The sequence below is a fragment of the Heterorhizobium halophytocola genome, from assembly GCF_017873095.1.
GTDB classification, from domain to species: domain Bacteria; phylum Pseudomonadota; class Alphaproteobacteria; order Rhizobiales; family Rhizobiaceae; genus Allorhizobium; species Allorhizobium halophytocola.
The window spans coordinates 338,783-358,819 of sequence record NZ_JAGGJU010000003.1; the positions used below are offsets into that span (position 1 = coordinate 338,783).

A 20,037-nucleotide genomic window follows, 5' to 3' on the forward strand; every position below is an offset into this window, starting at 1 on the left:
CATAGGCGCAGCAACACGCCCCATTCTGCTATTGTGATAGCTGCCACCATCATGGAAGCAGACCCTACTGTTTGGCAGGATGGAAATGCTTGAGATAAGGCAGTTAATACTATGATAGAATGCGTCCTGGCCAGCGCCGTATCGACTATCGACATCGCCTCGTTTCTACGGGATAAGGGGACACTACCCGCTCGCTGAATGTGGCAAGGAGCATTAGAGCCTCGTGATCAACCCTCCAGCGATGGCACTGCGTCGACGATCAGAGGAGCTCTTCGCATCCGCTGAGCGCGAGAAGCCGAACGATTCTGACTCCGCTGCATTGCTGCTATTCTATGCGGTCGAATGTGGTCTCAAGTCCGTTTACATGCTGCAGAACAACCTGAAATACACCGACGAAGAGCGCGGCAGCGCAAGATCGGCGCGCAGCTTTTCGCACAACATCGTCGCGCTAATTCAGGCGCTGAACATCCCCCGTGCGAGTGTGGTATCGGCACCGGCTGTAGTGACGGTTCGGCTCCGCTTGAATGGGACGCCAACGGTCCTCCACGAGGCATGGCGGTATGGCGAAAAGATCCAGGGTACCGACGCAATCTACGATTGGCTAAAATCTTTGCTAGAATGGTGTAAGAAAAACCGATGAGCACTCCCGATCATTCCCCGGTAACCTGGGTTGACGTTGCCCGCTGCCTGGCGGGTATCGATCCTGCGCATTCCCCCTTGCCCAAAGAAATCGCAAGCGCACGGGTTGGCTGGTTCGGTTTGTTGTTTCAAGCTACCGCAGCCGTAGACACCGCGCAGCTCATCGTCGGGCTCGAAGCGCTGTTCCCCTCGCGTATCAAAGATAACCCGGTGCGAATCGAACTCGAAGGCAGCCAGTCAGCAAGCGACCTTGCGGTAGAGATCGACATCGTCACCGATCAGGGGGCATCAAGACAGCCTTTCGGCGTGATCGACGGTTGGATTGATTTCCGGCCTGCCGAAGCACAAAGCATGCAAAGGCGCATCCCGATCGCGGCGGCGCTGAGTGTCAAGGGGGGCACGGGCCGAACAACGACTGCTGTCGCATTCGCCCTACATTGGGCTTCCACAGGCGGAACTCCTATACTGCTTGTCGACGCGGATCTCGAGGCGCCGGGGATCAGCTATTTGTTTGAGGCATTCGCCGGACAACCTAAGACGTCCTTGGAGGACCTGATCGCCCTGGCACATGCCGAAGAGACTGATGGCGCGCCGGAGACCACGCGTTTCGTTGCTGAACGCCTTCGCGACCATCTGCTGCCCGGCAATATCTTTGTTCTGCCCCTGCGGCGCGACATTGCCGAGCTGGCAAGTTCGTCAGTCCGATCAGAACATCTTTCCACTCCAGAGAGGCCATTCGCGCTTGCTGATCTGCTTGCTGAAGTTGCGGCCCATCTCGGCGTCGCGGGGGTTGTTGTGGATGTAAGAGCGGGTCTGGTCCCGATCGGAGTCAACCTGGCGATGGACCCAAACGTGTCGCCCATCTTCGTCACTACCTTGGCCGACCAGTCGATCAAAGCGACGGCGGGCTTCGTCAGCTTCCTCGCACGCGAATTTCGCAGAAACGGCGCGACGCCGCGCCGACCATTACTGGTCGTAAATCGCGTGCCCGTTCTCTTCCGACAGACGGGAATGGACAAGAAGGTCACCGAACCCTTGACCACCGAGCTCCTGAATTCGCTTGTCGGAGATGCCTCGGTCGAGATAGGTGCGGGCGAAGACCTGTTCTCAAGCGCTTTCGACATTCAGCCTTTTGTCCAGGTCGACGTACCGGAACTTCCAGACATCCAAGTACCTACGGGAAATTGGCGCGACTTCGTCGAGCAGCTCGGCAGCAGCGGATTTTCGCGTGCCTTAGCAAATGGCAGTGAAGAATTTGTCGCCACCGAATTGTCCTTCAGTACGCTGCCGAGCGGCATCGAACCGGAAAGATCATCGCCGGCCGTCGCCGAAAAGCGCCTAGCACTTAGCGACTTCGCCAACCAACTGATCGCTGCCGAGAATGTCCAGGGGACAGTGCCGCGCCCTCTGGTCACCCAGCCGCTCAGTGCCCTGGCGTTGCGGTATAAGTCCGAGGTACCGATCGCGATCGCGGAAGGCGCTAAGGGCACCGGCAAGACTCTCGCGGCACGCTTCATCGTTTCCAAAGCTGAATGGAGCCAGGTCGCCACAGATTTGGTCGGCGGCGATAATGCCGTTACCGCCGCGGTTTTGCCAATCGCCGCATCGATACAGTCAAGCGCCATCTTGCAGCAGGAGGCAGACGATGCCCGTCGCGCCGCTGCCACTAGAATGGGTCACGGTTCGCCGCTGAACATCTTCGAGACAACGAGCCATATTAAGGAGAAGCTCCAGAGCAATCTGAGCGAAAGCAAATGGGTATCGGTCTGGCTCGATGTGATTGCATGGAGCGTAGGCTACAACGTTAAAATCGAAGGGGCAGGTGAAGCGCTCTTCGACGCGCTTCGCGCGGGTACTAAGACAATCGTGGCCGTTTTTGAAGGGCTAGAGGAACTCTATACTTCCGCCACTGACGCAGGTGTCGAAGTGGCGATGCGTGCGCTCCTTGTCTCGCTTCCACAGAGACTCCGGTCCGAATTGCGGCGGCCGATCGGGATGATAGCCTTTGTGCGCCGAGATACCGTTGAAGCCGCGATCCGTCAGAACCTTGATCAGTTTAGGCGCGAATATGCAGCCTTCGCGCTCACCTGGACGGAAGATGACGTCCTGGAGCTGGCCGCATGGCTCGCATCGCAGTCTGGGGCGATTCCAACCCTTTGGGATCCAAATTTTCAGAATCTTTCTTCGGCGGAACGCGCCGCAAAGCTTGAGCCGCTCTGGGGCACCAAACTTGGCCCAGATGACAAGCCGGGCCAACGCACACGGGAGGCCTATACGGCCACCTGGATCGTCGCCGTCCTTTCTGATCTGCGCGGGCGTCTTGTGCCTCGCGATCTCGTCCGTCTTCTCGCCAACGCGGCAGCGGTCCCGCCAGAAGGGGAGGAAGCCACGCTCTATGCGGGACGTCTGTTGACGCCCCGCTCGTTACGGGTGGCGGTCGAATCCACGAGCAAATCGAAGGTGGAAGAGACCGAGGAAGAGATTGGCGAGCTCAAACCTGCCTTCGCTAAGTTCAAGTCGCAGGCCGATGAGCTTGCCGTTCCGCTCAGCCAGGAAGTAGTTGATAAGCTTGGCCTCACAGAAACAGAACTCTCCGCCCTGATCCGTCACGGCATCATCTTTGGCGAGAAACCGCCATACGAGGTACCGGAACTCTTTCGGCGAGGGCTTGGCCTGAAGCATGCCGGGGCGCGGCGAAGCGTGGTAAACCTCTACAATCGTGCACGAAAGCGATCCTAGGAGGCGGCACCGCGCGCCCGCCGCTGACGGGTCTCGGATTTACAGGTTAGCTGCCGCCTCGCGAGTTGCCGATCAGGAGGTGGCAAACCGCCGGTTCAGCGCAGTTACTCTGCAGCGTCCTCCCTATACCTGCCAGTCAGCTTGCGGGCCCTACACGCCAAGCGGGAAACGTCCGCTCTTTGCTGCCCGAAGATCAAAAGCGGACTGTCAGGTTTCCACCCCATATTGCCGACGCTGGCTTGTTAGCGGAGCGACAGCTTTTGGGGCATCGTCGAGGTGGACTTAATGTCTGAAATGGAGGGCGCAAAGCAGCCAGGCCTTTTCAATAAGTGATGACCTTTCGGCTCGAGTCAGACGACCACCACCACGCTTCCAGTTCTAAAACGACGAACGTGTAGCAAATCCGCAACCCCTCACACCCCAACCGGCCTTAACAGCAGCACGTCGACCGCGCTCCCCGCCTCCGCCTTCGGCGCGAACGGGGGGCGGACGATCAGGCAATCGGCTTCGGCGAAGATGCGGGTCATCGAGGAGTCCTGCTTCTCGAAGGGCATGGCCAGCATCTGGCCGGTGCTGTCGCGGGCGAGCGTGGCGCGCAGGTGATCCTGGCGCTTGTCGTTGGCCTTCAGGCTCACGCCGGCGATGGCCGGCATCAAACGCGCGGTGCGGCCGCGATGGGCGAGCTTGAGGATCAGCGGTTCGAGGAACAGCAGGCTGCAGACCATGCTGGAAACCGGGTTGCCGGGAAGGCCGAGCACCGCCATGCCGTTCAGATCGCCGACCATCAGCGGCTTGCCGGGACGCATGGCGATGCGCCAGAAATCGAGCGTCATGCCGGCCGCAACCAGCGTCGACTGGACGAGATCGTGATCGCCGACAGAAGCGCCGCCGAGGGTGACCAGTATATCGGCTTTGGCGGCAACGGCTGCATCGACGGCGGCGGTGATCGCTTCCGGGCTGTCGGCGGCAATGCCGAGATCGATCACGTCCGCGCCGCATCCGCGGGCAAGGGCCGCCACGCCGAAAGTGTTGGAGCAGACGATCTGCGAGGGCCCGAGCGCGGAGCCGGGCGTCACCAGTTCGTCGCCGGTCGCAAGGATGGCGACGCGCGGCCGTCGGTAGACGGAAAGTGCTGCATGGTTGGCGGCGGCCGCCAGCGTCAGGCGGGGAAAGTCGAGCAGGGTGCCGGCTGCAAGCACCGTCTCGCCCTCGGTGAAATCCTGGCCGCGCGGACGGATATGGCGTCCGGGGGCCACCGGAAAGGTGGTGCGGATCGTCTTCTCGTCGAGGCGCTCGGCATCTTCCTGCAGCAGGATCGCATCGGCATTGTCCGGCACCGGCGCGCCGGTGAAGATCCTGACGGCCTCGCCCGGGCCGATCTCGCCGTCAAAGGCATGGCCGGCCGCCGATTCGCCGATCACCGTCAGCGCCGCGCCGGGCCTGGGCGCATCCTCGGCGCGCAGCGCATAGCCGTCCATGGCCGATGCATTGAACGGCGGCTGGGTCAGGCGGGCGGTGACGGCGTCTGCGAGGATACGGCCGGCGGCGGTGTCGAGCGGCAGCGTTTCGGTCTCGATGACCGGCACGGCCGCATCCAGAATGCGGGCCAGCGCATCGGCGACCGGCAGCAGATCGCTCATGCCGTGGCCTCGGGATTGCGGTAGTCTCCCGACTTGCCGCCGGTCTTTGCGACGAGACGGATGCCGGAGATCTCCATGCCCTTGTCGACGGCTTTCGCCATGTCGTAGATCGTCAGGCAGGCGACCGAGACGGCGGTCAGCGCTTCCATCTCGACACCGGTGCGGCCGGTGAGCTTGGCGGTGGCTGTGACCCGCAGGCCGGGCAGGGCGGCATCTTCCGCGATCTCGACGGTGACCTTGGTCAGCATCAGCGGGTGGCAAAGCGGGATCAGGCTGGCCGTCTGCTTGGCCGCCATGATGCCGGCGATCCGGGCGGTGGCGATCACGTCGCCCTTTTTGGCATTGCCGTCGCGGATCAGCGTCAGCGTGTCTGCCAGCATGCGCACCGATCCCTCGGCGACGGCGACCCGCACGGTCTCGCCCTTGTCGCCGACATCGACCATATGGGCTTCGCCCGTGGCGCCGATATGGGTGAGGCGGGGTGCGTCGCTCATGGGGCCGCCTGAGCGGCCGTTTCGCCGAACAGCAGGGTTCTTGTCGCGGCCGCGACATCGTCTTGGCGCATCAGGCTTTCGCCGACGAGGAAGGTGGATATGCCGACCTTTTCCAGGCGCCGGCAATCGGCATGGGTGAAGATGCCGCTTTCGCCGACCAGCAGTCTGCCCTCCGGCACCATGGAAACCAGGCGCTCGGAGGTTTCGAGGCTGACCGCGAACGTGCGCAGATTGCGGTTGTTGATGCCGAGCAGCGGGGAGGCGAGCTTCAGCGCGCGCTCCATTTCCGGCTCGTCATGCACCTCCACCAGCACGTCCATGCCGAGATCGAAGGCGACCTGTTCCAGTTCGCTCGCTTCCCCGTCCGACAGCGAGGCCATGATCAGCAGGATGCAGTCGGCGCCCCAGGCGCGCGCTTCATAGACCTGATAGGCCTCGAACATGAAATCCTTGCGCAGCGCCGGCAGCGAACAGGCATTGCGCGCGGCGGCCAGAAATTCCGGGGCGCCCTGGAAGCTCGGGCCGTCGGTGAGCACCGAGAGGCAGGCGGCGCCACCGGCTTCATAGGCTCTGGCAAATCCCGGCGGATCGAAATCCGGACGGATGAGACCCTTGGACGGGCTTGCCTTCTTGATCTCGGCGATCAGGCCGTAGCGACCGGCCGCCCTCTTTGCCTCGAGCGCCTGCAGGAAGCCGCGCGGCGGCTCGATATCGGCAAGCCGGGCCTTGAGCTCGGCCAGCGAGACCGTGGCCTTGGCGGCGGCGATCTCCTGGCGCTTATAGGCTTCGATGCGGGTCAGGATATCGCTCATGCAATCCTCCTCAGGCGCGGTTGGAGACGTTTACCAGGCGGGCAAGGGCGGCCTTCGCCGCGCCGCCGTCGAGCGACTGGGCGGCCAGCATCATGCCGTCGGCGATCGATGCGGCGCGGCCGGCAATCACCAGGCCCGCGGCCGCATTGCAGAGCGCAACGTCGCGGTAGGCATTGCGCGCACCGTCGAGCACGGCGGTCAGGGCGGCCGCATTGACGACGCCGTCGCCGCCTTTCAGCTGGTCGAGTTCGACCATCGGCACGCCGAAATCATCCGGCGTCAGTTCGAATTCGCGGATCTCGCCATTTTCCAGCGCCGCGACCGAGGTCGTGCCGGTGGTGGTGATCTCGTCGAGGCCGTTGCCATGCACGACCCACACGCTTTGCGAGCCGAGATCGCGCAGCGCGACGGCGAGCGGGCGCACCCATTCCGGGGCAAACACGCCGAGCAGCTGCTTCTTCACGCCGGCCGGATTGGTCAGCGGGCCGAGCAGGTTGAAGATCGTGCGGGTGCCGAGCTCGACGCGGGCCGGGCCCACATGGCGCATGGCCGAATGATGCAGCTGGGCGAACATGAAGCCGATGCCGGCCTCGCGAATGCAGGCGGCGATCGTCTCCGGCGGAATGTCGAGCTTGACGCCCAGCGCCGCGAGGCTGTCGGAGGCACCCGACTTGGAGCTCAGCGCGCGGTTGCCGTGCTTGGCGACCGGCACGCCGGCGCCGGCGACGATCAGGGCGGCCAGCGTCGAGATATTGTAGGTGCCGGTGCCGTCGCCACCCGTGCCGACAATGTCGATCGCATCGACAGGCGCCTCGACCGGCAGCATCTTGGCACGCATCACCGACACGGCGCCGGTGATCTCGTCGACGGTCTCCCCGCGCACGCGCAGCGCCATCAGGAAGCCGCCGATCTGGGCGGGGCTTGCCTCGCCCGACATGATGATGCCGAAGGCCTCGCGCGCGTCTTCGCTGGTCATCGGTTGTCCGGCGGCCAGCGCGGCGATATGGGTCTTCAGATTTCTCATCGCGACGCGCTTCCTTCCGCTCAGCGAACCATGGCCTGTTCGGCCAGCTGCTGGTTGATGCTGACACCGTACTGGCTCTGCAACTTCTGTACCATCTGGTCGAGGATGTCGTCGCCGGCCGCATTGGCAAGCGCGGTGACCTGGCGGTTGTCGTTTTCCAGAACGTCGGCGCTCGGCGTGTCGTCCACATGGGTGACGGACAGCACGATCTGGGTCGAAGGGTCGCCGCCGGGGGCGGAGCCCGCGGTGCCGACCGGACCGCTGAAGGCGGCCGCAATGGCGGCCGGGCCGAGCACGCTGTCCTGCGCGCCGCGCTTCAGGCCGGCCTTGGTCTCGACCGCGATCTTCAGTTCGCCGGCGATGTCGGCAAGCTTGTCGCCCTTCTGCAGGCGTGCCTTCAGGCTTTCGGCCTTGGCGCCGAGGGCGGTGCGCTGCTGTTCCGTCGTCCAGTCCTTCACCGCCTGGTCATGCACTTCGTCGAGCGATCGATCGCGGGCTTCCTCGATATTGGTGACGTCGAACCAGAGGAAGCCGTCGGCGCCGATCGACAGCGGCTGGGTTTCGCTGCCGACATCGGCCTGGAAGACCTGGGTGACGAGCGTCTTGCCCTGGGGCACGTCGATCGCCTTGCCGTCGCGGTCCTGTCCCTGGCTGTCGATCGCCGGGATCTTGACGACGTTGAGCTTCAGCTGGCGGGCGACGTCTTCCAGCGTGGCGCCGGAGGCGCGCAGGTCCTCGAAATTGTCATGGACGCTCAGGATGTCGTCGGCAGCCGCCGTGGTTGCCAGCTGCTGGCGGATCTCGTCCTTCACCTCGTCGAGGCTCTTGACGCGGGTCGGCTTGATATTGGTGACGCGCAGGATCACGGGGCCGAAGGCGCCGTCGATGACCGGCGTCGTGCCGCCGTCCTTGTCGACCGCGAATGCGGCGTCGGCAAGCGTCTGGTCGGGCATGTTGTCGTGGCTGAAGTCGCCGAGCAGCACGTCGGTCGGGGTCTTGCCGGTATCGGTGACCAGCTGGTCGAAGGAGGTGCCGGAGGACAGCTTGGCTGCGGCGGCATCCGCCGCCGCCTTGTCGGCGAAGGTCAGCTGCTCGATCGTGCGGGTGCCGGCAATCTCGAACGACTTCTTGCGCGCCGCGTATTCGTCGGCGATCTGCTGGTCGGTGATGTCGCCGGGATGGGCGATGTCGGCGGGCTCGAGCTTGACATAGGAGAAGCTGCGATATTCCGGCGCGCGGTAGCGGCTCTTGACGGTGTCGAACCACTTTTTCAGCACCTCGTCGGAGGGCGCCGGGATCGGATCGATATTGGCATTGGTCAGCAGCAGATAGTCGATGTCGCGGCTTTCGGTGCTGTATTTCGTCATCGCGTCGACGAGCACCTTCGGCGGCTTGAAGCCGTCGGAGATCGCCTCGACCACCTGGCTGCGCACGGCCACGTCCGAGCGTTCCTTGATATAGTCTTCCTGGCGGATGCCCGAATTGGCCAGGCGCGAGGCAAACAGCTGCCGGTCGAAGCGACCGTTCGAGCCCTTGAAGGCCGGATCCTCGGCGATCAGCTGCGCCAGCCGGTCCTGGGACAGCCCCAGATGCATCTCGTCGGCCAGCTGGTCGAGCGAGGCGCCGGCCGAAAGTTCGGCATAGACCTGGTTGACGACGCCGAAGGCGCGCGCCTGCTCGGTCGTCAGTCTGGTGCCGAACTGCTGGCTGAGGGCATCGAGGCGGCGCTGATAGGCAAAGCGGAATTCATTGGACGAGATCTGCTGGTCGCCGACCGTCATCACCGTGTCGGCCTGACCCGAGACGAGCGAGCGCGACACGCCCCATACCCCGAAAGAGGCAACGAGCAGCAGCAGCAACAATTTGGCGACCCAGGTCTGGGCGGCGTTTCGCAGGGAATCGAGCATCGGGACGGCAAACCTCTAGTCTGTGCTTTCAATGGGCAAAGCAGTGGAGGTTCCTTAAAGCAAAGCGCCGGCGAATTGAAGGGATCTTTGGCGAAAATGGCAGGCGGCCGTCGAGGGCCCGATCCGGACGGTTGCCCAGTCTCGATGCCGCTGCTGTTTCTCGGAATCTGGACGAGCCAGGCGCTCCATCTCGTCGGCATCTGTCTTCCGGACCTCAGCTCTCTGCGCCGTATCCGGCGGTCCGGCCTTTCGCAATGGGGACATATGGTCCTGCTGGCCTCCGGCCCGCTGCTGGTGGGCGAGGTCGACAAGCTGTGGGCGCGCCATCCGCGGAGAGCTTGCCCTGCCGGCCTGGCGAGCCGTGATCGGTGAATGGCGACGATCGCCTGCCGCGGGACCGGAGAGCCCACGACTGGGCGCGGTCTCTCCGGGTGCAGGTCCTAACTTTCGTCGTCCTGCTCCGACATTTTCCAATTGCGGCTGTACTTGATGACCTTTTTGACCGGTTTATCCCGGAGCTTCAGATTTGCAGCCTGCCAGAGCGCCTGTGCCAGATGGTCACTGTTTTCGAATTTCGTTCCTGCCAGCGATATTTTGCTTTTCTTGAGCAATGTTTCGCAGGCCGCCTTGCGTCCAGCGGGCTGTTCCTTTTTGGCAACCGCGACGGCGAAGTCTTTTAGCTGCTTGTCACTCATAAGCTTCTTCGTGCCGTATATCGTGTGGAAATTGGCACATTCCAGCCGCCTGGCTGCCTTGACGATTTCGGATTCCGCGCTGGGCACATTCGCCATGTTGCGAACTGGCGCCGCAGGAGGCTGTGCATCACGAGTGGCGAAGTATTCCCGAAGCGAATCATGTTCCGGATCTTCCTCAGTGGAATCGTCGCTTTCACCCCACTCCCAATCGTCTGGGTCAAAAGACGTTAGAGAGTCGTCATCACTCTCCTCGACTTCGTAGCGGTCCGGCGTGTGCTGTTCCACCTCTTCCTTGAATCTGACGAGCCTCTTTTTCATGGCGCGCTTCTTGCGCTGCCCGATGCGATTAGAGTCAGCGATCGACTTGCGAAGCTGCGCGGCATCCAACTCGCTACCTCCAGGAAGGCTTCGGAAGAGAGCGACGAGATCGTCGATTATTTTTCTCGCTTCTCGCAGGTCCACCGCACTGCCCTTCTCGAGCGCCTCGATTAGGGCGGCGTCAAGCCGCTTGATGTTTTGCCTGTCTTTGCCCGTGCCTGCAGCGACGACCTCTTGCAGGGTCTTTGCTGTTAACGTCTGAGGGTCTTTCTGTTTTCCGTCCATCCTGACGCGCTTCTTGGTAGACCGAACGATCATCTGGCGAAGCTGCTCGGCGTTCAAAAGATCGCCTCCAGGAAGCCTTTGGAAGAGCCTGACGAGGGCTGCGAGTGCCTGACCCGCCAACTTGAACCCTTCCTCACCTCCCTTGCGGTACTCGGTGTAGATGACAGAGTTGAGCCGGAGGATGTCTTGCCTGTCTTTGTTCGTGCCTGCATCGACGAGGTCTTGCAGCGCCTCAGCCGTTATCTTCGTGAGGTCTTTCTGCTCTCCGCCCATCCGGAGGTGATGTTCCCTGAAGATATCGGATTCCCAGAAGGCGGCCATCTTCGTTTGAATGGATGTCTCCAATTTGTAAGCGCGCCGTTTCGGTTTCAGGTCGTCAATTGTCCACTCTGTATTATAGAAGTCTTCCAGCTGGCGGAATTCCCGCTTCATGTTGCAGAACGCCTTGAGCGCTTCCCACAACCCATCTTTCCGTAAGAAAATCTCCTCTGGGATCTCGGGATAATCCTTGGTGCCAAACTTCTTCATTCAGAGTGATCTCCCGCGCTCATAGCCGTAGAGCGCTGCTTTATGGCCGCGTTATTGCTAAGTGTCGGCGAACGCGCGGGAGGTTCATGTGGAGAGTGCAGGGGGCATGGATGTGGGGGCAGTGAGCCGGTCGGCGGGCTATTTGCGGATTGCGCGGGGACCGGCGCGGCACTGGTCAGGTCGTGCGCGAACGACTGGCGTGCGAGACGCCGCGTCGTGGCGAGGCTGCCGAGACGTCAGGGATACCGAGAGATGTCCGGCGGAGTGGACGAGGGGCGATACCGGTCGCCTTGCCCGCGTCCGCACGCCAACCCAGCGGCATGCCGGCCAAAGAAAAAGCCCGGCGCGACGGCCGGGCTTGGAGGTCTTCGGGTACTGCGTGCCAATCAGCGCTTTTCGCAGGGCACGTAGTCGCGCTGGGCAGCACCGGTGTAGAGCTGGCGCGGACGGCCGATGCGCTGCTGCGGGTCCTCGATCATCTCGTTCCACTGGGCGATCCAGCCGACGGTGCGGGCGAGCGCGAACAGCACGGTGAACATGGTCGTCGGGAAGCCGAGCGCACGCAGCGTGATGCCGGAATAGAAGTCGACATTCGGGTAGAGCTTCTTTTCCTTGAAGTAGGGATCGTTGAGCGCGATCTTCTCGAGCTCGAGCGCCACCTGCATCAACGGATCGTCGGCGCGGCCGGTCGCTTCCAGCACCTCGTACATGGTCTTCTGCATGATCTTGGCGCGCGGGTCGTAGTTCTTGTAGACCCGGTGACCGAAGCCCATCAGACGGAACGGATCGTTCTTGTCCTTGGCACGCTCGATATATTCCGGGATACGGTCGACCGAGCCGATTTCCGTCAGCATGTTGAGTGCTGCCTCGTTGGCGCCGCCATGGGCAGGCCCCCAGAGGCAGGCAATGCCGGCCGCGATGCAGGCGAACGGATTGGCGCCAGACGAGCCGGCCAGACGCACGGTAGAAGTCGAGGCGTTCTGCTCGTGATCGGCATGCAGGATGAAGATGCGATCCATGGCGCGGGCCAGAACCGGGTTCACCTTGTAGTCTTCGCAAGGCACGGCAAAGCACATGCGCAGGAAGTTCGACGCATAGTCGAGGTCGTTCTGCGGATAGATGAACGGCTGGCCGATATGGTACTTGTAAGCCATGGCGGCGATCGTCGGCATCTTGGCGATCATGCGCAGCGACGCGACCATGCGCTGGTGCGGATCGGTGATGTCGGTCGAGTCGTGATAAAAGGCCGAGAGCGCCCCGACGGTGCCGACCATGACGGCCATCGGATGGGCGTCGCGGCGGTAGCCGGTGAAGAAGCGGCTCATCTGTTCGTGCACCATCGTGTGGTGAACGACGCGGTCATCGAAATCCTTCTTCTGGGATTCGGTCGGAAGTTCACCGTAGAGCAGCAGGTAGCAGACTTCGAGGAAGTCGCCCTTTTCGGCCAGCTGTTCGATCGGATAGCCGCGGTGCAGGAGGACACCTTCGTCGCCATCGATATAGGTGATCTTGGATTCGCACGACGCCGTCGAGGTAAAGCCCGGGTCGTAGGTGAAAGCCCCGGTGTGTTTGTAGAGGGCGCCGATATCAACGACGTCCGGCCCAAGCGTACCTGACTTGACCGAGAGCTCGACCGTGCTCTCACCCAGTTTAAGTTCAGCGCTTTTTTCCGTCATTCTAGTTCTCCAAAGTGGCAGAAGGCGCCCAAAAAAAAGGCGCCACCGGTGAAGCGTAGACCTTAGCTATATGAGTTTCGGGCGAATGCCAAGTTCAAGCGCAGGCAAATTGTGCGTTGCGAAAGCTTGGGCCTTAAACTCAGCGTGTGTATGGCGTTGCGCTCTTTTCGCGCCTGCAACCTGCTGTTAGTTTGGCTTCAATCGCAGAGGTAGGGCGCAGCGGGCCGAAGGGCAATGTCGCTTGGAGAGGGCGTACCACGGAACGAGCCTGGGAATGCGGCAGCCGACATGTTTCCGGCCCCTGCCGGCGTGTTCGCGCGGCGCTCCCTGACGGCCGCCCGGCTGATGGCGTATCTCGAGGCCGAGGCCGATCACGGCCACCTCTTCCTGTTCGTGCCGGTCGCCCTTGCCACGGGCGCCGCCTATCATCTTTCCACATCGCAACCGTTCCACCTCCTGCCCTTGCTGGCCGGCCTTTGCCTCGCCCTGGCGGCGCTCGTCCATCTGCGGGGCAGGGGCGATCTCGCCTGGCGCGTGCCGGCGGCCGCAGCACTGGTCGCCGGCGGCATGCTGCTGGCGGAAGCGGAAACGCAGCGGTGCCAGACGGTGGTTCTGGACAGCCCGGTGACCACCCATATCCGCGGCATCGTCGATGCGCGCGAGGTCGATTCGAGTGGCGTGTGGCGCTACCGGATCCATCTCCTCGACACCGCCCAGCCGACGCTGCGGCGGCCGCCCGAGACGGTGCAACTGGTGGCGCGCAGCCGCCACGATCCGGTTGACATCGGTGCGCCGATCGCCGGCCATGCGCGGTTGAGCCCGCCGTCCGGGCCGGCCTTGCCGCGCCTGCATGATTTTGCTTTCCCGTCCTATTTCGACGGCCTCGGAGCGATTGGCTATTTTTTAGGCAGTCCTGCGCATATCGCTCCGGAGGCCGCCGTCCTGCCGGACGATCCCGGTCTGTCGGGGCGGCTGGAAAGACGGCTGGTGGCGCTGCGCTCGGCGATCACCGGACGGATCCGCGCGGTGCTGCCGGGCGACGCCGGCGGTTTTGCCGCGGCGATCATCACCGGCGAGCGCCGCGGCCTGTCCGATGAGACGACCGAGCAGTTGCGGGTCTCCGGGCTTGCCCATATCATCTCGATCTCGGGCCTGCACATGGCGCTGGCGGCCGGGCTTTTCTTCGTCGGCCTGCGCATTCTCCTCAGTCTTTCGCCGACGATCGCGCAGCGCTGGCCGACCAAGAAGGTCGCGGCTGCCGGCGCGCTGATTGCCGCCCTGATCTATCTGCTGATCTCCGGCGCGCAGGTGAGCGCCACCCGCGCCTTCATCATGACAGCGGTCATGCTGGTCGCGGTGATGACCGACCGACCGGCCATCAGCCTGCGCAACCTGGCACTGGCGGCGATCGTTGTCGTCATCGTCTGGCCGCACGAGGTGCTGGGGCCGAGCTTCCAGATGTCCTTTGCCGCCACGGCGGCGCTGATTGCCGGTTATGCCGCCTTGCGCGGACGAAGCCGCCGCGACGGTGTGCTGCCGGCCGGTATCGTCCCCGGGCCGGTCGGCGCCATGGCCACGGTGATCGGCGCGATCGCGCTGAGTTCGACGATCGGCGGGCTCTCGACCGCGATGTTCGCCGCCGAGCATTTCCACCGGGTCAGCCTATACGGCCTTCCGGCCAATCTGGGGGCCATGCCGATCGTCTCCTTCATCGTCATGCCGGCCGGACTGGTGGCCATGGTGCTGATGCCGTTCGGGCTGGACTGGCTGCCGCTGAAGGTGATGGGGCTCGGGCTCGACCTGGTGATCCGGATCGCCGCCACCGTCGCCGGCTGGGGCGGCAATGGCGGCGTCGAGAGGCTGCCGGGCTGGTTCCTGCCGCTGGCCGTCTGCGGCTTCGTCCTGCTGACATTGCTGCGCACCCGGCTGCGCCATCTGGGCACCGGGCTGATCGCTTTGGCGCTTTTGGGCCTGATCGCCCTGCCGCGCCAGGCTCCGGGAGACATCCTGATTGCCGAGACCGGCGATCTTGTCGCCTTCACCGGCCCGGCCGGTCTTGCCACGAACCGCACACGCCCGCCGTCCTTCCTCTTCGCACAATGGCAGGAGGCGCTGGAGCGCAACGCGCATATGGCGCCCGACCGGCTCGAGGGGAGCGACACCCATGCCGGGCTAATGGCGGCTCTGGCCGACCGCGAGACGCCGCTGCCCGCGGTCCGGGCACTGGCGCTGCCGGTGGTGGTGGGCTTGGCCGCCGCGGCGCGGCAGACACGCGGGCGTTTCGTCTGTTTCGGCAAGGACTTCTGCCTGGGACAGTCAGCCAGCAGGGATGGGGGGAGAGGGCTGCTGGTTGCGACCATCGAGGACCCCCGTCTGATCGGCCTTGCCTGCGATCACGCCGATATGGTCGTGACGCCGAGGCATCTGCGCTTCGATACCTGCCGGTCCGGCGCCCGGCTGATCCATGGCCAAACCCTGCGCATCACCGGAGCGCTTGAAATCACCCCCGACACGGCAAGGCCGGCGCATCTGCAGATCCGGTCCGCCTTTGCCGGCGCTGCCAGGGCCTGGCAACGCCATCGCCGCTATGACTGGAGAAGCGGGACGTACCGGCCGGCGCCCGTCGAAGCGACGCTGGCGCGGCTCAGTGATAGCGGCGGATGAGGCCGACGAGCTTGCCCTGGATCTTGACGCGGTCGGGACCGAATATCCGGGTCTCATAGGCCGGATTGGCGGCCTCCAGCGCAATCGAGGCGCCGCGTCGGCGAAACCGCTTCAGCGTCGCTTCCTCGTCGTCGACCAGGGCGACGATGATGTCGCCGGGGCTGGCGGTCGAGGTGTTGCGAATGATCACCGTGTCGCCGTCGAGAATGCCGGCCTCGATCATCGAATCGCCGCGCACCTCGAGGGCGTAGTGCTCGCTATTGGCATTGGCCAGCATCTCCATCGGCACCGAGATGTCGTGGGTGTTGTTCTGGATCGCCGAGATCGGCACACCGGCGGCAATCCTCCCCATCACCGGCACATTGACCGAATTGGAATTGTCGGCCGGCGCGGACTTGGCGGAGAAATTGACAGGCGGCTGCTTCTTGCCGAGGCTGCCCTCGATCACCGCCGGCTCGAAACCGCCGCGGCGCGGCTGCAGACTGGCCGAATAGGCCTCCGGCAGCTTGATGACCTCCAGAGCGCGGGCCCGGTTGGGCAGCCGTCGAATGAAGCCGCGTTCCTCCAGCGCCGTGATCAGCCGGTGAATGCCGGATTTCGAGGCCAGATCGAGCGCGTCCTTCATCTCGTCGAACGATGGAGGAACGCCTGATTCCTTCATGCGCTCGTGGATGAACAGAAGCAGTTCTTGTTGTTTGCGGGTCAGCATGAGGTGAGTCCTGCGTGAAACAAATGCAGAACGAACACTATCTGTTCCAGTTGTGTTCCGCAAGACATTTAATTTGCGTGATGCGTGCGACAGTCAAATTGAAGCATCGGGCGTGTCGTGAGGGCAGGCCTGCACTGTTGCTTGGCGAAATGTGCGCCGCAGCATTTCGTTGCTTCCCTCATAGGGAAATGTGCGGTAATGTCGCAACCAGAAATTGATCAGTTCAAGATAGGGGGCCTCATGCGTAGCCTGCTTTTCATGCTGACGATCCTTCTGCTGTCCCTGAATGTGTCGCTGCAGCCTTCGGTGGCGCACGCGGCCGAGCCCCTGCCGAAGCTGAACCTCGACATATCCAAGACCACCGTATCGGGGCTTTCGAGCGGTGCCTTCATGGCCGTGCAGCTGGAGACGGCCTTTTCCAGCGCCATTGCCGGGGCCGGGGTGGTGTCGGGCGGCCCCTATAATTGCGCCGAGGACAGCGTCTACAAAGCGGTGTTCGGCTGCCTCGTGCCGCCGTGGTATATGTACTGGCCGGCCCCGGTGGCCGACGAGAGCTTCGCAGCCTTCAAGACACTGGAAGGCAGGATCGATCCGCTCTCCGATATCGCCTCCGACAGGATCTATCTTTTTCACGGCACTGCCGACGATACCGTGCGGCGCAAGAGCATGGACGTGCTGGCCGAGGTCTATGGCCGTCTCGACGTTCCGGCGGCCAATATCCGCTATGTCACCGATGTCGGCGCAGGGCATGGTTTCCTGACCGATGAAGGGCCGGTCGCCTGTGGCGTCACCAAGCCGGATTTCCTCAACGACTGCGATATCGACCAGGCGGGCGACATCCTGAAATGGCTCTATGGGGAGCTCGCCCCGCCGGTCGGCCCCACCGGTGTGGCGGACAATCTGCTGAGCTTCGACCAGTCGGCCTATACCGAGGGGGCGCTCGGCATGGACGATACCGGTTTCGTCTATATCCCCGCCAGCTGCCGGTCGGGCGCGCCGTGCAGGCTGCATATCGCTCTGCATGGCTGCCAGCAGGGCCGCAAGACGATCGGCGACGCCTATGCGCGGCTCACCGGCTATAATGGCTGGGCCGAGGCCAATGGCATTGTCGTGCTCTATCCGCAGGCGGTGGTGATCCCGGCCTCGGCATTTTCGCCCTTTGCCGGCAATCCGAAGGGCTGCTGGGACTGGTGGGGCTATTCCGCCGACGATTATCTGAGCCGCGATGCGCCGCAACTGGCCGCCATCGCCCGCATGGCCGCAGCGCTGGGGGCGCCGATCCGCCGCTGATCGCGGCCTGCTGCCCCGCACAGCACGCCCGGCATGGGATGCACAGCAGTCTGCTGAAACCGCGCGGGCGCCGGTCGCATCCGCTCTCTTCCTGTTTCGCCGTCTTGACGACTCGGGCGCGTCGTTCTCCTTGTAGCCTCGGTGCCGCCATGTCGCGGCGCGATCAAACAAGCGCGGAGCACGACAATGACGGGCAGTCTGGGGCAGCGCCTGCTGGGCAAGCCGGCGGAAGAGTTGAACGCCGTGGAAAAGCGGGTGCTGCGGCACGCGCGCGAACGGCGGGTGGTGTCGAGCGATGCGAACGAGGATTTCCTCTCCAATGCCAGCTTCGGCGACCGGCTGGCCGATTCGATTGCCCGGATCGGTGGCTCCTGGGCCTTCATCATTGCCTTCCTGGTCTTTCTGCTGGCCTGGGTCGCGATCAACACGCTCATCCTGACGCGGGGCGCGCCCGACCCGTTTCCCTTCATCTTCCTCAATCTTCTGCTCTCGATGCTGGCGGCCATCCAGGCGCCGATCATCATGATGAGCCAGAACCGCCAGGCCGAGCGCGATCGCTTCATGGCGGCCAAGGATTACGAGGTGAATCTCAAGGCGGAAATCGAGGTGCTGGCGCTCGACAGCAAGATCGACCTGCAGGTGCTGCAGGAATTGCGCGCCGCGCGCGAGGAGATCGCCGCGCTGCGCAGCGCCGTGGACGCGCTGGCAGGGCCGCGCTAGACACAGGGACAACAAGCCGGGATGGGTCTTGCAGGCTTTTGCATGCCCCAAAGCCCGATGCAGAAGGATCCGGCCATGCCCGAGATTGCAACCCCCGCTGCGGCCATCGACCATCTGGTCCTGCCGGTGACGGAGCTCGCCGTGGCGCGCCAGCGTCTGACGCAGCTCGGCTTTACCGTTGCCAGTGACGCCCGCCATCCCTTCGGCACGGAAAACGCCTGCGTGTTCTTTGCCGACGACACCTATCTGGAGCCGCTGGCGATCGGCGATAGGGCGGCCTATGCCGCGGCGATCGAGGCCGGCAATGTCTTCGTCGCCCGCGACCGGCAATACCGGATGGCGAAGGAGGCGGGCCTGTCGGCGATCGTCGCGAAGTCTGGCGATGCCGCAGCCGACGATGCGCGGTTCAGAGCGGCCGGCGTTTCGGCCGGACCGATGCTCGATTTCGAGCGGCCGCTTGCCCTGCCGGATGGCAGCCGCACGGTTGCCGGCTTCCGCCTGGCCTTTGCCGCCACGCGGAAATCCGAGCCGCTGTTCGCCTTTGCCTGCGAGCGGATCAACGCGCTGCCGGCCGATCGCGGCGCGCTGCAGCGCCATGCCAATGCGGTGCACGGCATGGCCGGCCTGGTGCTGGTCGCAGCACAGCCGCAGGCGCCGGCTACGCTGCTTGCGGCATTGCTGGGGGTACGTGAAGCACCGGCGACGGACGCGGACACCACGGTGAGGGGCACGACAGACAGGGATGCGACGGGCTCGGTGTTGACATTCCGCACCGGCAATCTGCGCCTCGAGGTCGTCACACCGGACGCATTCGAGCCGCTGTATGGCGCGCCGCTGCCGGAGGATCAGGGCGGCGTCGAAGCCGGTCTGGTGCTGTTTGCCACCGCGGATATGCAGGTGACAGAAAAGCTGCTGGCTGCTAAGGGGCTGCCATTCAGCCGCAGTCACGGCCGCTTGGTCGTTCCGCCGGCAGCGGGACAGGGTGTGGCCTTCGCGTTCGAGGAGATTTCATGAGCATGTCACCGAATTCCGTCGTCACCGTCGGCGAAGGGTCGACCAGGGTTTCGTTTTCCAACACCGCCCGGTTCTCGCTGATCTGCGGACCCTGCCAGATGGAAAGCCGCGACCATGCCTTCATGATGGCCGGCAAGATCAAGGAGATCTGCGACACGCTCGGCATCGGTCTGGTCTACAAGTCGTCCTTCGACAAGGCCAACCGCACCTCGCTGAAAGGCGCGCGCGGCATCGGCCTTGACCAGGCGCTGGAGATTTTTGCCGACCTGAAGAAGGAATTCGGCTTTCCGGTGCTGACCGACGTGCACACCGAAGGCCATTGCGCGACCGTCGCCCCCGTCGTCGACATCTTGCAGATCCCGGCCTTTCTTTGCCGCCAGACCGACCTGCTGATTGCCGCGGCCAAGACCGGCCGGGCGATCAACGTCAAGAAAGGCCAGTTCCTGGCCCCCTGGGACATGAAGAACGTGCTGGCCAAGATCGTCGACAGCGGCAATCCGAATGTGCTGCTGTGCGAACGCGGCGCGTCCTTCGGCTACAACACGCTGGTCTCGGACTTCCGCGCACTGCCGATCATGGCGGACATGGGATCGCCGGTCGTCTTCGATGCCACCCATTCGGTGCAGCAGCCGGGCGGGCAGGGCGGTTCGACCGGTGGCGACCGCCGCTTCGTCGAGACGCTGGCGCGTGCCGCCGTCGCCGTCGGTGTCGGCGGGCTGTTCATCGAGGCGCATGACGATCCGGACAACGCGCCCTCCGACGGTCCGAACATGGTCAAGCTGGAAAACCTCTCCGAACTCCTGGAAAAGCTGCTCGCCTTCGACGCGATCGCCAAGGGCTGACGGTCGACAATGCGCCGCTCATGCAGCAAGCGCCGCTCCAA

16 protein-coding genes are annotated in these 20,037 nt (G+C 63.7%); 8 read left to right on the forward strand and 8 right to left on the reverse strand.

Features of this window, described 5'->3' with window-relative positions; genetic code table 11:
• Positions 1 to 223 precede the first annotated feature (223 nt).
• Together J2Z17_RS07145 and J2Z17_RS07150 are read left to right on the forward strand one after the other, a co-directional pair.
• A complete protein-coding gene (locus J2Z17_RS07145; RefSeq protein WP_209943525.1) occupies positions 224 to 640 on the forward strand; it encodes a hypothetical protein in 417 nt (138 codons plus the stop codon).
• Positions 637 to 3,378: a KGGVGR-motif variant AAA ATPase gene (locus J2Z17_RS07150; RefSeq protein WP_209943527.1), complete on the forward strand. Its 2,742-nt coding sequence runs from the start codon at positions 637 to 639 to the stop codon at positions 3,376 to 3,378. The genes J2Z17_RS07145 and J2Z17_RS07150 overlap by 4 nt, the downstream gene beginning before the upstream one ends.
• Positions 3,379 to 3,791: 413 nt before the next feature.
• On the opposite strand, the gene J2Z17_RS07155 is transcribed toward J2Z17_RS07150, so the two are convergent.
• Genes J2Z17_RS07155 through J2Z17_RS07175 form a run of 5 tightly spaced genes read right to left on the reverse strand, consistent with a single transcriptional unit; the run spans position 3,792 to position 9,255 of the window.
• Complete coding sequence (locus J2Z17_RS07155) at positions 3,792 to 5,018, reverse strand: molybdopterin molybdotransferase MoeA (protein ID WP_209943529.1); 1,227 nt, start codon at positions 5,016 to 5,018, stop codon at positions 3,792 to 3,794.
• Positions 5,015 to 5,512, reverse strand: coding sequence for a cyclic pyranopterin monophosphate synthase MoaC (gene moaC, locus J2Z17_RS07160; RefSeq protein ID WP_209943532.1), 498 nt, complete (start codon positions 5,510 to 5,512; stop codon positions 5,015 to 5,017). The genes J2Z17_RS07155 and moaC overlap by 4 nt, the downstream gene beginning before the upstream one ends.
• On the reverse strand, positions 5,509 to 6,324 hold the full coding sequence (trpC, locus tag J2Z17_RS07165) for an indole-3-glycerol phosphate synthase TrpC (RefSeq protein WP_209943534.1): 816 nt from the start codon (positions 6,322 to 6,324) through the stop codon (positions 5,509 to 5,511). The genes moaC and trpC overlap by 4 nt, the downstream gene beginning before the upstream one ends.
• A gap of 10 nt (positions 6,325 to 6,334) precedes the next feature.
• The gene (gene trpD / locus J2Z17_RS07170) at positions 6,335 to 7,348 is read right to left on the reverse strand and encodes an anthranilate phosphoribosyltransferase (protein ID WP_209943536.1); all 1,014 of its coding nucleotides are present in this window, start codon (positions 7,346 to 7,348) and stop codon (positions 6,335 to 6,337) included.
• Positions 7,349 to 7,368: 20 nt separating this feature from the next.
• Positions 7,369 to 9,255 (reverse strand): peptidylprolyl isomerase, encoded by a 1,887-nt coding sequence (locus J2Z17_RS07175; RefSeq protein ID WP_209943537.1) that lies wholly within the window; start codon positions 9,253 to 9,255, stop codon positions 7,369 to 7,371.
• A gap of 144 nt (positions 9,256 to 9,399) precedes the next feature.
• Between J2Z17_RS07175 and J2Z17_RS07180 the strand changes: the two genes are divergently transcribed.
• A complete protein-coding gene (locus J2Z17_RS07180; protein WP_209943540.1) occupies positions 9,400 to 9,627 on the forward strand; it encodes a hypothetical protein in 228 nt (75 codons plus the stop codon).
• Between the two features lie 68 nt (positions 9,628 to 9,695).
• Here the strand turns inward: J2Z17_RS07180 and J2Z17_RS07185 are convergent, their stop codons facing one another.
• Together J2Z17_RS07185 and gltA are read right to left on the reverse strand one after the other, a co-directional pair.
• Positions 9,696 to 11,081 (reverse strand): hypothetical protein, encoded by a 1,386-nt coding sequence (locus J2Z17_RS07185; protein ID WP_209943542.1) that lies wholly within the window; start codon positions 11,079 to 11,081, stop codon positions 9,696 to 9,698.
• Between the two features lie 386 nt (positions 11,082 to 11,467).
• A complete protein-coding gene (gene gltA, locus J2Z17_RS07190) occupies positions 11,468 to 12,757 on the reverse strand; it encodes a citrate synthase (protein WP_209943544.1) in 1,290 nt (429 codons plus the stop codon).
• A 288-nt stretch (positions 12,758 to 13,045) separates the two neighbouring features.
• Here gltA and J2Z17_RS07195 point away from each other — a divergent pair, with 288 nt between their 5' ends.
• Positions 13,046 to 15,421, forward strand: a complete 2,376-nt coding sequence (locus J2Z17_RS07195) for a ComEC/Rec2 family competence protein (protein ID WP_245223915.1) — start codon at positions 13,046 to 13,048, stop codon at positions 15,419 to 15,421.
• Here the strand turns inward: J2Z17_RS07195 and lexA are convergent.
• Positions 15,402 to 16,130, reverse strand: a complete 729-nt coding sequence (gene lexA, locus J2Z17_RS07200; protein WP_209943546.1) for a transcriptional repressor LexA — start codon at positions 16,128 to 16,130, stop codon at positions 15,402 to 15,404. The genes J2Z17_RS07195 and lexA overlap by 20 nt on opposite strands.
• Before the next feature lie 240 nt (positions 16,131 to 16,370).
• Here lexA and J2Z17_RS07205 point away from each other — a divergent pair, with 240 nt between their 5' ends.
• From J2Z17_RS07205 to kdsA, 4 genes are all read left to right on the forward strand, one after another.
• Complete coding sequence (locus J2Z17_RS07205) at positions 16,371 to 17,420, forward strand: extracellular catalytic domain type 2 short-chain-length polyhydroxyalkanoate depolymerase (RefSeq protein WP_209943548.1); 1,050 nt, start codon at positions 16,371 to 16,373, stop codon at positions 17,418 to 17,420.
• 186 nt (positions 17,421 to 17,606) lie between these two features.
• Complete coding sequence (locus J2Z17_RS07210) at positions 17,607 to 18,140, forward strand: DUF1003 domain-containing protein (protein WP_209943551.1); 534 nt, start codon at positions 17,607 to 17,609, stop codon at positions 18,138 to 18,140.
• 75 nt (positions 18,141 to 18,215) lie between these two features.
• A complete protein-coding gene (locus tag J2Z17_RS07215) occupies positions 18,216 to 19,154 on the forward strand; it encodes a VOC family protein (RefSeq protein ID WP_209943553.1) in 939 nt (312 codons plus the stop codon).
• A complete protein-coding gene (gene kdsA / locus J2Z17_RS07220; RefSeq protein WP_209943555.1) occupies positions 19,151 to 19,996 on the forward strand; it encodes a 3-deoxy-8-phosphooctulonate synthase in 846 nt (281 codons plus the stop codon). Before J2Z17_RS07215 ends, kdsA begins: the two co-directional genes overlap by 4 nt.
• Positions 19,997 to 20,037: the final 41 nt, after the last annotated feature.